We start from the raw sequence: 14,054 nt of genomic DNA on the forward strand, positions 1-14,054 counted from the left end.
ATCATGGCTAAACATAGCAAAACCATGCCAGCGCGCGGCTTGCGCGTGGCCGACCAGATCCAGCGCGATCTGGCTGAAATCGTCGCCTACGAATTGAAAGACCCGCGCGTGGGCACGATGATCACCATCACCGAAGTGCAGATCACGCCCGATTACGCGCATGCCAAGGTGTTTTTCACGATGTTGAAAGACAGCAAGGAAGCCATCAAGAACACCACCGAAGGCTTGATGGCCGCGTCTGGCTTCATCCGTGGCTTGCTGGGCAAGCGCCTGCACATCCATACTCTGCCGATGCTGCATTTCGTGCACGACAGCTCGACGTCGCGCGGCATGGAAATGTCCTTGCTGATCGACAAGGCCAACGCCACGCGCGCGGCCGACGCCGAGCCGGACGAAAAGCCTGCTGACAAAGCGGACGAGCAATAAACGTGGCGGGTCCGAAGAAACCACCCGGCATCAAGCGGGTGCGCGACCTGGTCGATGGCGTCTTGCTGCTCGATAAGCCCGTGGGCTGGTCCAGCAACGATGCCCTGATCAAGGCCAAGCGCGTGCTGAATGCAAAAAAAGCGGGCCATACGGGCACGCTGGACCCGTTCGCCACGGGCTTGCTGCCGCTGTGCTTTGGCGAAGCCACGAAGTTCTCGCAGGACTTGCTGGAAGCCGATAAAACCTACGAAACCCTGGTGCACCTGGGGCAGACGACGGCTACGGGCGATACCGAGGGCGAGGTGCTGGAAACGCGCGACGTCAACGTCACCGAAGAGCAGATCGAAGCCGTGCTGGCGCAGTTCCGCGGACCGATTTTGCAGACGCCGCCCATGTACTCGGCCTTGAAACGCGACGGCAAGCCCTTATATGAGTATGCAAGGGCCGGCATCACCCTGGAGCGCGAAGCGCGCCCGGTGACCATCCACAAGCTCGAGTTCCTCGGCTACGAAGCCCCGTTCCTGAAATTGTCCGTGATGTGCAGCAAGGGCACGTATATCCGCGTGCTGGGCGAAGACATCGGCCATGCCCTCGGTTGCGGCGGCCATCTGAACGCCTTGCGCCGCACGCAGGTGGGCAGCCTGACGTTGGACGGCGTCGTCACGCTGGACGAGCTGACGGCGCATGCCGCGCCGCTGAGCTTGCTGGCGCCCGTCGATGCATTATTGTCGAGTTTCCCCGCCGTCCAGTTGACCGAAGAATTGGCCAAGCGTTTCCTGCATGGCCAGCGCATCGCACTGGGCAAGGAAGAGGTCGCCGTACCAGCCGAACCGGGCAGGGTGCGCGTGTATCACGACAGCAAGCTGTTGGGCACGGGCCAGTTGCAGGAATACAGCATCCTGGCGCCGGAACGCTTGATTGCCACGGCACATCAATAAGTCACAGCAACGTCATATTACCCAGCGACACTCGTTAAACAGTGTCGCTTTTTTAAACAAATCGTCCCCGACTGTGGGAGCCGCCAGCATTTTTAGATAGCGTTGCAACGCAACATGCTATACTACGCGGTTCCGGAAATAGATTAGCATTCGGGTATCTCGTACACCTTGTACGCACTCCGCAGTTTTTCAGTAACTACTACGACCATGTCAAATACAAAACGCGCAATTCGTAATATCGCCATTATCGCCCACGTTGACCACGGCAAAACCACGCTGGTGGATCAGCTGCTGCGCCAATCCGGCACCTTCCGTGAAAACCAAGCGGTCGACACCCGAGTCATGGACTCGAACGACCTGGAAAAGGAGCGCGGCATTACGATTCTGTCGAAGAACTGCGCTGTTGAGTACCAAGGCACCCACATCAACATCGTCGACACCCCAGGCCACGCCGACTTCGGCGGCGAAGTGGAGCGTGTTCTGTCGATGGTCGATTCGGTATTGCTGCTGATCGATGCACAAGAAGGCCCGATGCCGCAAACCCGTTTCGTCACGCGCAAAGCGCTGGCGCTAGGTCTGAAGCCTATCGTCATCGTCAACAAGATCGACCGTCCAGGCGCACGTCCGGACTGGGCCATCAACCAGACGTTCGAACTGTTCGACAAACTGGGCGCTACCGAAGAACAGCTGGATTTCCCTATCATTTACGCTTCGGGCCTGAACGGCTATGCCGGCCTGACCGAAGACGTACGCAGCGGCGACATGAAGCCGATGTTCGACGCCATCCTGCAACACGTGCCTGTCCGTGATGACAATCCGGAAGGCCCGCTGCAGATGCAAATCACCTCGCTCGATTACTCGTCGTACGTCGGCAAGATCGGCATTGGCCGCGTCAACCGCGGTACCGTCAAGGTCGGCCAGGACGTGCTGGTCATCAACGGTCCAGGCGCCACGCCGACCAAAGGCCGCATCAACCAAGTGCTGAACTTCAAGGGCCTGGAACGCGTGCTGGTAGACGAAGCTGTCGCCGGCGACATCTGCCTGATCAACGGTATCGACGAAATCGGCATCGGTTCGACCCTGTGCGCACTCGATACCCCGGAAGCGCTGCCGATGCTGACCGTCGACGAGCCAACCTTGACCATGAACTTCATGGTCAACAACTCGCCACTGGCTGGCCGCGAAGGCAAGTTCGTGACCTCGCGTCAATTGCGTGACCGTCTGGACCGCGAACTGAAAGCCAACGTTGCTTTGCGCGTAGCGCCGACCGACGACGACACGATCTTTGAAGTATCGGGCCGCGGCGAATTGCACCTGACGATTCTGATCGAAAACATGCGTCGCGAAGGCTTCGAGCTGGCCGTATCGCGTCCGCGCGTGGTCTACAAGATGGTCGATGGCGTGCGCCACGAGCCGTTTGAAAACCTGTCGGTCGACGTGGAAGAAGTCAACCAGGGCGGCGTCATGGAAGAGCTGGGCCGTCGTCGTGGCGACCTGCAAAACATGGAATCGGATGGCAAGGGCCGCGTGCGTCTCGAGTATCTGATCCCGGCGCGTGGCCTGATCGGCTTCCAGGGCGAATTCATGACCCTGACCCGCGGCACCGGCTTGATGAGCCACGTATTCAACGAATACGCGCCAGTCGACAACACCCGTGGCGAAATGGCTGGCCGTCGTAACGGCGTGCTGATCTCGCAAGATGACGGAGCCGCTGTTGCCTACGCCCTGTGGAAACTGCAAGATCGCGGCCGCATGTTCGTGGTCCACAACGATCCAGTGTACGAAGGCATGATCATCGGTATTCACTCGCGTGACAACGATCTGGTCGTCAACCCGATCAAGGGCAAGCAGCTGACCAACGTGCGTTCGTCGGGTACCGATGAAGCAGTGCGCCTGGTACCACCAGTGCAAATGTCGCTGGAATACGCGGTGGAATTCATCGCCGACGACGAACTGGTGGAAATCACGCCTAAATCGATCCGTCTGCGCAAGCGCTTCCTGAAAGAAAACGAGCGTAAGCGCGCCGGCCGCGACGCGTAATTGTTGTAGTGGTGCGGCGCTGCGTCGCCGCGCCAACCAGACCCGCTGTGCTTGCATAACCTTGCGGTGATGCGACACAGCGGGTTTGCCGTTCTGGATTCCCTTTTTTGTAGCGAGCGTATTGTGACTGTCCCAACCCTGCCTTCCCGCCGCCTGTCCGTTGCCCCCATGATGGACTGGAGCGACCGCCATTGCCGCAAGTTCCACCGCGAAATCACGCGCCACACCTGGCTCTACACCGAGATGGTGACGACGGGCGCGCTGGTGTACGGCGACGTGGAACGCCATTTGCGCTTCAACGAGGAAGAGCACCCGGTGGCGCTGCAGCTGGGTGGCAGCGACCCGAAGGACCTGGCCACCAGCGCCAAGCTGGGCCAGCAATGGGGCTATGACGAAATCAACCTCAATTGCGGCTGCCCGTCCGAGCGCGTGCAGAAAGGCGCGTTTGGCGCCTGCCTGATGGCCGAGCCGCAACTGGTGGCCGACTGCGTGAAAGCCATGCGCGACGTGGTCGATATCGACGTCACGGTGAAGCACCGCATCGGCATCGACGACAGCGAGTCGTACGACTTCGTGCGCGATTTCGTCGGCACTGTGGCCGATGCCGGTTGCAAGACGTTTATCGTGCATGCGCGCAATGCCATCCTGAAAGGCTTGAGCCCGAAGGAAAACCGCGAAGTGCCGCCCCTCAAGTATGACTATGCCTACCGCTTGAAGCGCGAGTTTCCCCAGTTCGAGTTCATTATCAATGGCGGCATCAAGACCCTGGACGAGATCGACCTGCATCTGCAGCACCTCGACGGCGTGATGCTGGGCCGCGAGGCGTATCACAACCCGTACGTGATGGCGCAGTTCGACCAGCGCTACTACGGCGACGACACGCCCGTGAAAACGCGCGAACAGGTGCTTGAAGCGATGATTCCGTATATTAGTGCGCAGCTGGAGAGGGAAGCGGGGCGGCTGAAGCTCAACAGCATCACGCGCCACATGCTGGGCTTGATGCAAAACCTGCCTGGCGCGCGCGGTTTCCGCCAGACACTGTCCGACTCGAAGAAGCTGGCCTCGGGCGACCCGCGCCTGCTGCTGGAAGCGGCGGCGCGCTTGTCTCTGCCCGCCTGATGCGCGGTGACTGCCACAGCCATGCGCGCCTGATCGACGGCTACCTGCTGGCCGTCAGCGCGCTCAAGGGTGATGGCAGCCTCTTTGGCTGTACCTATCTGGGCGCGTTGCCGCCGCAGGCGTCCTTTGACGCGCTGTGCCGCGCGCTGGAAATAGCGCCGGACGGCCTGCGCCTGCAGCCGATAGAAGCAGTCGTGTGCAGCGGCGCCTTGTGCACGCCGCGCCAGTGGCTGCTCGAGCGCTTGCACCCGATCAGCGAGGCGGACCGCCAGCCGCTCGACGCGCGTCTGTTCGACGGTTTCGAGCGCGAACTGGCCGAGCTGCTGGGCAGCGAGCCGCACTGGTATCAACTGGTATCATCGGGCCAGCGCAGCCTGGCCAGGCAATTGGGCGCCATCTGGAGCGTCTTTGTCTTTGGTACAGAGTGTCACGCCTATGTGATGCATTGCAGCTGGGACAATTGATCCAACTTGTCTATACCGCTGCCCCGGCGTAGTGGTATTGTCCGCACTACCCCCTCCTCTGAGTACCTCTCCAAAAACGATGCAATATGGCTACGCCATGTGTTGTAAATGCGCTGTTTCGGCGCACGCCCGCACTGTCGTGGGGCATTTCTATGGGGCAAGAAACGGCGTTGTTGCCATTTCCCCGAAGAAAGTTAATCAGGCATTTATTCAGGTACTTATTGCTTGCTTTGAGGCAAAATTTACACCTATAATTGATTATAGACAAATATTTCTCATATGAATTTTTGATGTTGATTTCATATTAACGGTGTCAACAATTCAGTGTGTGGAACAAATTTGCATTCGCAGTCACTGGCGTTTTCAGGGCTGTTGTAGACCAGGAAGTACACCAGGCTGCGTGCGGCCGGATACCGCCAGCATACCAATGGGTAAGGGCGGATACCGGTGTCTCGCGGCCTTCGTCTTGTCGTGCCGGGCAAAAATTCTTATCAATAGTTTCATTTACGAAGAGCCGAAATGAATTTAGCAAAAATGAAGGTTGGTACCCGCCTGGGCCTGGGATTCGCCCTGGTACTGGTTCTGCTGGTGGCCGTGACCGTCCTCGGCATCGCGCGCATGGCGCAAATCCAGGAACGTCTCGATCACGTGATCAATGTCAACAATGTCGTCACCCGCCTGGTGATCGACATGCGTGGCAACGTCAGCGACCGCATCACCTCGCTGCGCATCCTTACCCTGATGACCGACGCGAGCGATATGGAGCCGGAAATGGCGCGTATCAAGACGCAGACCAGCACCTATCAGGAAACGCAGAAAAAGCTCGAAGAGAAATTCGCCGTCGAGTCGACTGCCGAAGAAAAAACCTTGCTCGCTTCGATCAAGGAATACGAGGCGGCCGCCATGCCGGCCATCGCCAAGGCGTCGGCACTGTGGATGGCCAACGATGCGGAAGGCGCCACGCGCGTGATGATCAAGGAAATCCGCCCGGTACAGAAAAAATGGATCGATGCGCTGGAGCAATTGGCCACCCTGGAAGACAAGTTGAACGAGCAGATGCAATCGGATGCTCGCAAGGCGTTTGACAGTGCGCGCCTGTTCATGATCATCCTCGGCGTACTGGCCGTGGCGATGGGCGTGGCGGCGGCACTGATGATTACCCGCGGCCTGCTCAAGCAGCTCGGCGGCGAACCCGACTACACGGCTTCGATTGCCGGCAGCATCGCCAAGGGCGACCTGTCGATCGGCATCCATACGCAAAGCTCGGACAATTCCAGCCTGCTGGCGGAAATGAAAGAGATGCGCAATAGCCTGGTCGGCGTCGTCGGCCAGGTGCGGGTCGGTACGGAAACTATCGGCACGGCCTCGCATGAAATCGCCGACGGCATTATCGACCTGTCCTCGCGCACCGAAATGCAGGCCAGCGCACTGGAAAAAACCGCTTCCGCCATGGAAGAGCTGACCTCGACCGTAAAACAGAATGCGGACAATGCGCGCGAAGCCAACAAGCTGGCCGCCACCGCCTCGGACGTGGCCCTGAAGGGCGGCTCCGTGGTGTCGCAAGTGGTTGACACCATGAGCTCGATCAATGAATCGGCGAAGAAAATTGTCGACATCATCGGCGTCATCGATGGCATCGCCTTCCAGACCAACATCCTGGCGCTGAACGCGGCCGTGGAAGCGGCACGTGCCGGCGAGCAAGGCCGCGGCTTTGCCGTGGTGGCCTCGGAAGTGCGCAATCTGGCCCAGCGCTCCGCTGGCGCCGCCAAGGAAATCAAGATCCTCATCGACGATTCGGCCGAGAAAACGGAACGGGGCACGCGACTGGTCGGTCAGGCTGGCGTGACGATGGGTGAAGTGGTCGACAGCGTGCGCCGCGTCACCGACATCATGAGCGAGATCGCCAGTGCCAGCCAGGAGCAAAGCGCCGGCATCGAACAGGTCAACCTGTCGATCATCGAGATGGATGGCATGACGCAGCAAAATGCGGCCCTGGTGGAACAGGCGGCCGCTGCGGCGCAGAGCTTGCAAGACCAGGCGGCCGAACTGGCCCACGTGGTCAGCATCTTCAAACTGGTCGAAGGCGAAGAGAAACCGGCAGCGTATGTGCCGGCACCCGTGGCCGCCGCACCAGTGGCCGCGCGCAAGCCGGCGCCGGCATTGCGTCCGCTCAAGTCGCTGACACGCAAGACGGAAGCGGCCGCTCCCGCAGCGGCTCCTGCGCCACGCAAGGCGGCAGGCGCCGGCAGCAATGACGAGTGGGAAGAGTTTTAAGCGCGACCAACAGCGCTCAGGAAGTTGTAATTACCGTATCTGATAATCATGGGGAAGCACATGTTTGAGAATAAGCGTTTGATGAGTGTTGCAGCAGCCTTGCTGGTGTCCGTTTCTTCCGCCGCCTTCGCGGCCGAGGTGCCGGCGTCGTTCGATGCCAAGAACTGCAAGGCCGACTATCCAAAAGCCTCGCTGATGAACGAAGAGCAGGGCACCGTGTCGATGTCCTTCCTGGTCAATGCCGATGGCAGCGTTGCCGATTCGAAACTCGACAAGAGCAGCGGCTTCAAGAACCTGGACAAGGCCGCCATCAAGGCCCTGACCGCATGCAAGTTCAAGCCGGGCACCAAGGACGGCGCCGCAGCGCAAACCTGGACCAAGGTCGATTACGCCTGGAAGCTGGACTGATCCACGTAGCGCCGGGAGCGTCGCTCCCGGCATGGCCACTCCGCTACGGGCGGCGCCTGCAAGGGTGCCGCCCGTTCTGTTATGTGCGCCAGCCAACGGCACCGTCGCTGCCGATTCTGTTACCCTCGAAATATACCTTCGGGAAATCCCATCACAAGAGGCTTACCATGCAGCGCATCCTGACACTTTCCACCCTGGCCGCCAGCGGCTTGCTGCTTTCCGCTTGCGCATCGCTGGGCACGCCTGCGGGCTTGCAGGCGGGGCAGACCGTGGCCGTCGTGAATAGCCTGAGCTGGGACAATCCCCTGACGGGCAAGCGCGACGGCGTGCGCACCAGCTGGCCCATCAAGGATGGCAAGATTGTCCCTGAGTATTTTCCGCTGGCGCAGTTGAAACAATGCGGTACGGACGGCAAGCCTTGCGCCTGGGGCGTGATGCGGGCGCAGCGCGGCGCGCCCACGCTGGCCTATGTGGACGGCGGGGTCGACCTGGCCGTGAGCGTATCGATCGACGTGGCGCGGCGCCAGGATGCGCGCCAGGGTGAGACGCAAACGGCGATGGCGATTCCGCAGGATGTGGCCGCGCTGGCGGGCAAGCAGCGCGTGCAGCCCAGCTGGAAATTGAAGTATGGCAAGGTCGAGCAAGTCGAACTCGATTACGGCGTGCGCTACCAGGTGTGCGTGCAGCGCTACGATGCCGCCGGCAAGGCCATCGACACGTGTGCGATTCCGTTTATTTGAGGAAACATGCCGTCTGGTCTGCTTGTGGTCGCATTGCCACATTTCATGTTGCGGCGTGCGTCGGCGTGTAACAATCGGTAAAAGCGCAGCAAAGCCCGGCGTAATTTCTTATAGTACTGATAGTACACATTAGGAGAATTGCGATGAAAACCCTGTTGGCAGTAATCTCGCTGGCCGCCTTGGGTGGCTGCGCCGTGGCGCCCCCCGGTCCCGCGTATTACGGTTCGCGCGCGCCGCAGGGGGCCTACAATCCCTATGAATGGCATACGGTCTCTTCCGAGCCAGTGCAGTCGGGCCGTGTGATGAGCGCACCGCGCGTGGAATACACGAATGAGCCCGTCTACGTGCAGCAGCAGCCTGTGTACGTGCAGCAACCTGTGTATGTGCCGGCGCCCGTGTACGCGCCACAACCGTATTATTACAATCCACCCGTATCGATCGGGCTGGACTTCATGTTTGGTTTTGGACGCTACGGTGGACACCGGGGCGGCTGGGGTGGGCATGGCCGCTACCACGGCCGCCGCTAATCTATTGCGCTTGCATGCAGGACATAGCCGGACAAGCGTTGCTTGCCCGGCTATCTCATTTTACTAGTGGAAATATACCGAACTCTGGTGCAGCACATCCGCCGAGCACAGGATATACATCGCCGCCGCTGCCAGACCTATTTGCAAGGCGCCAAAGCTGATCGGGATGAGGCGGGACATGTCGTACTCCTGAGTGGTGGGAAATGTGTGGTCAGGCTTTCATCATAGGTTGAGTCGATGCTCTGGGGCATCGGATGAATGTCCGCCGCGATGTAGGACAACGCCTCGTGCCTGGCGCCCCGCCTAGCTCTCCGCTCTCTATCTGTTTTTCCAGCGCACCACAGGCTCTTCCGGCCCTGTGTCCGCCACGTTCGAGATCGCCAGCCAGTGCGTCAGGCGTTCCGGATGCTTGAGATTGATGCCCATGCCATCGATGATGCCGACCTGTTCCAGCATGCGCGCATCGATTTTCGCCTTTGACACCGTGGGCGCGCCCATGACCATGCGGTCATACGCCTTGCGCGCCTTGTGCTCCCACTTGTGCAGAGTGCTTTCGTCGAAGCGGTTCGCTTCGAAATACACGGTCAGGGTACCATCGAGGTTGCCGAAGCCGACGATGCCCGCGCCCTTGCGAATGGTGGTGGTGTTGTCGAGGTCAAATTCCGCGGTGGGCACGAAAATGCCGGCGCGGCCATCGATGTCGGGACGTCCCACGGGCGTATCCTTGCCGTAGGAACTGGTTTCGGTAATGGTTTTCTCTGCAGACATGGTGCGTGTGTGGCGGCCGTACCGGGAGCACAATCGGGCCCGGCAGCGCCAGTCATCCTGTTCAAAAAATGCGTGCTGATATTCAGGGCGGGGTAGGGGCCCTGGCGGAGCGATGCTTGGCATTGCTTGATACCTCGCTATTGTAGCGCCAATTTAATTCTTCTTTGCAACATTTCCTGAGGTAATGCACCCGTTTGCCCATGAAAAAGCCGCCCGGCCAAGTGGCGGAGCGGCTGTTGTGCAACGACCTAGGATTTAGGCGGCAGTCTTGCGGCGTGCCATGAAACCCAGCAAGCCCAAGCCCAGCAGCATCATGGCGTAGCTTTCCGGTTCCGGCACGGCGGCCATCACCGAGACATTGTCCAGGTAGGAGCCATAGGTCGGTGCGGAGACCGGGCCGATACTCACGCCAAAAAACCAGGGCCGATTAAAATATTTGCAATTGTGAAATTATTTATGTCTGTAATGCAATTAATTTCCATTGCGAGGCAATTGCTGGCGTGATGCAAGGCGAGCGCGACTATGAACCTTCTTGCATGGCAGTATTTTTGTAACATCAGGGCGTAAAAAAACCTGCATCATAATAACAACGATGCAGGTTTTTTGAGGGTATGTGCGGCTGCGGCGTCACCGATTCGATAGGCACTGCCGCATGCAGCGCTCAGAACGCCAGGCGGCCTTGCAGATAGACCATGCGCGGTGCGCCCACCAGCTTGCCCAGGTTGCCGTCCGAAGTGCGTGTGAAGTAGCGCTTGTCGGCGAGGTTGTTGACGCCGGCGACCAACTCCAGACCCTTCTGGCCCGGCACTTTCCATTTTACTTGCGTGTTCCAGGTGCGAAAGCCGGGAATCACGCCCAGGTTGCCGGCCGGGTTTTCCGCCACGGTGTTGGCCTCGTCGGCGAACTGGCGGCTCTGGTGGCTGCTCGACAAATCAAAACCCCAGGCGCCCAGCTGGTAGTGGGCGCCGATGGTGTCCGTGGTGCGCGAATAGAAGGGTACGTCATTGCCCGCGTTCACGCCATCCTGCAAGGTGGCCTTGGTGTAAGTGTAGGTGGCGTAGGCGTTCACGCCGGCCAGCGGACCGGATTCGTCGAAATGGTAATCGACGGCCGTTTCCAGGCCCCGGTGATGCGTGGCGCCCACGTTGTAGAAGACGGCGTTCTCGCCGCTGCCGACAGACTGGATCTGGTTGTCGAACTTGATGTTGAACAAGGTCGCCTCGGCCGACAGCTGGCCACTCTTCCAGCGTGCGCCCAGCTCGGCTGTTTTCGCCAGTTCCGGCTGCAACGGGTTCTTGCTTGACTGCGAGTTCAGCTGCGTATTTTGCACGGCGCCAAACGAGCTGTTGTAATTGCCGAACAGGGTCACGTTGTTGCTCAGCAAGTAGGCCACGTTCAGCGAAGGCAGGGCCTTGTTGTTGAGCAACTCGATCTTCTGGTCGAGCGGCAAGTGGTTGTAGCGTTCCGTCTTGATGTGCTCGTAGCGCACGCCGGGCGTGATGCGCCAGGCGCCGATGGCGATCTTGTCGTCGATATACACGGCTTGTGCATCGGTGGCATTGTTGGCGAAGCGCGTCGGCTTTTGTTGCACGCCGCTGGCGATGACCACGTTGTAGATGGTTTCGTCGGCCCGTTCGGCCAGGTAGCGGTAGCCGACGGTGACGTCCTGCGAAACCTTGCCGGTGGTAAAGCGCTGCGTGTAGCGCGGCTCGATGGCCGTCGTTTCATAGTTGCGCGGCTGGTGGCCCAGGCCTGTGCGGCCGGCGTTGATCAGTGTGCTTTCGCGCGAGCTCTTGTAGTAGTAGCTGCGCACCTCGAATTCCTGCGTGCCGGACAGGGCATTCAGATAGCCGATGTCGAAGGCCTTGCGCTCGCCGCTCCAGAAGTCGGTCGGACGCGTGTTCTGGAACGGATCCGCCTTGTACTGGGCTGACGTCAGGCCGCCCGGCGTGCGCGACGTCACGTCGTAGTAGGACAGCTTGGCGTACACCTCGGCCGTGGGGCTCAGGTCGTAGCGCAATTTCAGGGCGAAGTCGTTGACCTTCTCGTCGCTGCCGACGCGCCAGTCGCTGCCGCGGATGCCCGAGTACAGCACCGCCAGGCCCAGGCCGCTGTCGAGCTGGGTGCCGGCAAACACGCTGGCCTGCGTGTTGTGGCCCACTTCGCTGTAAGAGTTGTAGCGCACGCTGGCGTCGCCCGTGATGCCTGGCGTGGTGGGCACGCGGCGCGTCTTGAAGTTGATGATGCCGCCCACGTTTTGCGGACCGAAGCGCACGGCGCCGCCGCCGCGCACCACGTCGACCGTCTCGACATTGGCCAGGCTGACGGGCGCGAACGACAGTTGCGGCTGGCCATACGGCGCCACCGACATCGGGATGCCGTCGAGCAACACCGTGCTGCGCGGCGAATAGCGTCCGGCCAGGCCACGCACGCCGATATTCAGGGCGATGGCGCTGCCGGCGCTGCCCGAGTTGTCGCTGATCTGCACGCCGGGAATGCGGCGCATCACGTCGCTGAGGCTGGTCGCGCCCGAGTTGTCGATATCGTCCTTTTGCACCACCGTGCGGGCGCCCGCGAAATTTTTCGTGCTGGCGGCCATGCTGGTGCCCAGCAGGTTGCTGCTGACCTGGATCGATTCCAGGATGGGGCCGGCATTCTCGGCGCTATTGGCATCCTGTGCCTGCGCGGCAAGGGAAGTGCCCAGGCAGGCGAGGGCAATGGCCAGCGCGCATGGGCGCAGGGAAAACGGCAGTGGGGAAAGTGTGGCGGCCATGCATGGATCTCCGTAATGACAATGTTTGCGCGGGCAAGCAGGCGGCGCGACAACAGCGTAGCGTGGACATCCGGCGCAAGGGGATAAGAATGATAATGATTCTCATTTTATCCGTCAATTGCGCAAACTGCGTAGGCCTGCTTTCTCCGCTCGGGGGTAGGGAAGTGTTGCTGGCGCGGTACAGCGGGGCGCCTGGATTGCTGCTTGGCAGCATTGCTGGGGTGCGACGGCATTGCGCGCGCTTCTTGTATACTGCCGTTTTTGCAGCCGTCAGACATGAAGGTACAATGAGCCAGACAACTGAAACGACACCAGGCAGTTCCTCCGTGGAACGCCGCCAGGACGGCCAGCCGGCAAGTGCTGCGCGCAAACTCAATCTGCTGGTGGTCGACGACAACCAGGAAGTGGGCGAATCGCTGGCCATGCTGCTCGAAGCGCTGGGCCACCACGCGGTGGTGGTGCGCAACTGGCAGATGGCCGTCGAGCAAGTCAAGCTGTGCGTGCCCGACGCCGTCTACCTCGACATCGAAATGCCCGGCATCAGCGGCATCGAAATCGGCCGCCGCCTGCACCATAATCCCGAGACGGCCAACGCCGTGCTGATCGCCGTCACGGGCCACAGCCTGCCCATGTACATGGACGACGCGCTGGCCGTCGGCTTCCGCCACTTCCTCGTCAAACCCGTGCGCCTGGAAGACCTGGCGACGACGTTGCAGTCGGTGTTAGCGGGCTAGGTTTTCGCATCGTCAGGCACTGCCTGGCGAGCCTTTGCTTGCCTATTTTGCTTGGGATTCAGCTGCCCCGCTTGCACGAAAGGGCTCCGTCCCGCAGGTGCCTGTCTTCCTTTACCGTGCGCAAGCGGGCCAAACCTGGTGTGCTAAGGCTGGGGATTTTGGAAGTTGACATTCAAACATATTCAAATGATCATGCGATAGTTTTATTGCTCGCTGGCAGTGTATTTGCACGGCCGGTGCATTCTCTGACGTTGATCTTTGAAGGGTGGGTATGAAATTTCTGAAGTACTTGCTGATTGCTGTGGTGGTGCTTGTTATTGGCGTGCCATCGTTAATGGCTGCAGGTTATTATGTGCGTAACAAGATGGCCGGACCCGATGGCTGGGCTAAGGACGATGCTCTCAAGGCATTGAAGGCGAAAATGAAAGATCCCGATTCGACGGTAATCCGCTCTTCGTATCTCGTTCACAAGCGCAAGGACAGCGAAACGATGGAGATCGTCGTGTGCGGTATCGTTGACGGCAAGAATGGCTTTGGGGCATATACCGGCGGCACGCGTTTTGTTTCCGTCAGTGCCGATAATGAAAAGCTCAACACCTTTGATACGTATATTGTCGAGATGGATGAGGCCAGCATGCAGGACAAAGAGGCGTCAAGAAAAGGGATTTCCCTGACCTCGTTCGAGGAAGTGTACTGGAACGGTTATTGTGTTGATGCGCAGCACCCTGCGCTGGCGGCGAAATCGTAAAATCGGGCGGCCCTGTGTGGGCTGACGGGCAGTCTAGGCTGCCTGTCATTAACATGTACGATGATGCTCGCAATGAATTATCCTGAAAACAAAAA

Annotated in this window: 14 protein-coding genes; 11 read left to right on the forward strand and 3 right to left on the reverse strand. The window is 59.8% G+C overall.

Annotated features, from left to right (window positions below):
- Positions 1 to 3 precede the first annotated feature (3 nt).
- The 9 genes from rbfA (at position 4) to CNX70_RS06710 (ending at position 8,936) form a co-directional block, all read left to right on the forward strand.
- Entirely contained in the window at positions 4 to 426 is a 423-nt protein-coding gene (rbfA, locus tag CNX70_RS06670) for a 30S ribosome-binding factor RbfA (protein ID WP_034782531.1), read from the forward strand.
- 2 nt (positions 427 to 428) lie between these two features.
- Positions 429 to 1,364, forward strand: coding sequence for a tRNA pseudouridine(55) synthase TruB (truB, locus tag CNX70_RS06675; protein WP_096234054.1), 936 nt, complete (start codon positions 429 to 431; stop codon positions 1,362 to 1,364).
- A 207-nt stretch (positions 1,365 to 1,571) separates the two neighbouring features.
- The gene (gene typA, locus CNX70_RS06680; RefSeq protein ID WP_096234055.1) at positions 1,572 to 3,404 is read left to right on the forward strand and encodes a translational GTPase TypA; all 1,833 of its coding nucleotides are present in this window, start codon (positions 1,572 to 1,574) and stop codon (positions 3,402 to 3,404) included.
- 69 nt (positions 3,405 to 3,473) lie between these two features.
- Positions 3,474 to 4,523, forward strand: a complete 1,050-nt coding sequence (gene dusA / locus CNX70_RS06685) for a tRNA dihydrouridine(20/20a) synthase DusA (RefSeq protein ID WP_425269249.1) — start codon at positions 3,474 to 3,476, stop codon at positions 4,521 to 4,523.
- Positions 4,523 to 4,987 (forward strand): hypothetical protein, encoded by a 465-nt coding sequence (locus CNX70_RS06690; RefSeq protein ID WP_096234056.1) that lies wholly within the window; start codon positions 4,523 to 4,525, stop codon positions 4,985 to 4,987. Before dusA ends, CNX70_RS06690 begins: the two co-directional genes overlap by 1 nt.
- 534 nt (positions 4,988 to 5,521) lie before the next feature.
- The gene (locus CNX70_RS06695; protein ID WP_096234057.1) at positions 5,522 to 7,261 is read left to right on the forward strand and encodes a methyl-accepting chemotaxis protein; all 1,740 of its coding nucleotides are present in this window, start codon (positions 5,522 to 5,524) and stop codon (positions 7,259 to 7,261) included.
- Positions 7,262 to 7,321: 60 nt separating this feature from the next.
- Positions 7,322 to 7,669: an energy transducer TonB gene (locus CNX70_RS06700; protein ID WP_071079328.1), complete on the forward strand. Its 348-nt coding sequence runs from the start codon at positions 7,322 to 7,324 to the stop codon at positions 7,667 to 7,669.
- Between the two features lie 167 nt (positions 7,670 to 7,836).
- The gene (locus CNX70_RS06705) at positions 7,837 to 8,409 is read left to right on the forward strand and encodes a hypothetical protein (RefSeq protein WP_096234058.1); all 573 of its coding nucleotides are present in this window, start codon (positions 7,837 to 7,839) and stop codon (positions 8,407 to 8,409) included.
- Between the two features lie 143 nt (positions 8,410 to 8,552).
- Positions 8,553 to 8,936 carry a hypothetical protein gene (locus tag CNX70_RS06710; protein WP_096234059.1) on the forward strand — a complete coding sequence of 128 codons (384 nt, stop codon included), beginning with the start codon at positions 8,553 to 8,555 and terminating at the stop codon, positions 8,934 to 8,936.
- 318 nt (positions 8,937 to 9,254) lie between these two features.
- Here CNX70_RS06710 and CNX70_RS06715 read toward each other — a convergent pair whose 3' ends face one another.
- The 3 genes from CNX70_RS06715 to CNX70_RS06725 form a co-directional block, all read right to left on the reverse strand.
- Positions 9,255 to 9,704, reverse strand: coding sequence for a hypothetical protein (locus CNX70_RS06715; protein WP_096234060.1), 450 nt, complete (start codon positions 9,702 to 9,704; stop codon positions 9,255 to 9,257).
- A 255-nt stretch (positions 9,705 to 9,959) separates the two neighbouring features.
- Complete coding sequence (locus tag CNX70_RS28675; RefSeq protein ID WP_208624498.1) at positions 9,960 to 10,112, reverse strand: FxDxF family PEP-CTERM protein; 153 nt, start codon at positions 10,110 to 10,112, stop codon at positions 9,960 to 9,962.
- A 253-nt stretch (positions 10,113 to 10,365) separates the two neighbouring features.
- Positions 10,366 to 12,477, reverse strand: a complete 2,112-nt coding sequence (locus tag CNX70_RS06725) for a TonB-dependent receptor family protein (protein ID WP_096234061.1) — start codon at positions 12,475 to 12,477, stop codon at positions 10,366 to 10,368.
- A gap of 287 nt (positions 12,478 to 12,764) precedes the next feature.
- Between CNX70_RS06725 and CNX70_RS28005 the strand changes: the two genes are divergently transcribed.
- Together CNX70_RS28005 and CNX70_RS06735 are read left to right on the forward strand one after the other, a co-directional pair.
- Positions 12,765 to 13,211: a response regulator gene (locus CNX70_RS28005; RefSeq protein ID WP_157750918.1), complete on the forward strand. Its 447-nt coding sequence runs from the start codon at positions 12,765 to 12,767 to the stop codon at positions 13,209 to 13,211.
- Positions 13,212 to 13,482: 271 nt separating this feature from the next.
- Positions 13,483 to 13,959, forward strand: coding sequence for a hypothetical protein (locus CNX70_RS06735; RefSeq protein ID WP_096234062.1), 477 nt, complete (start codon positions 13,483 to 13,485; stop codon positions 13,957 to 13,959).
- Positions 13,960 to 14,054: the final 95 nt, after the last annotated feature.

This window comes from Janthinobacterium svalbardense, from assembly GCF_002327145.1.
Classification (GTDB): Bacteria; Pseudomonadota; Gammaproteobacteria; order Burkholderiales; family Burkholderiaceae_D; genus Janthinobacterium; species Janthinobacterium tructae.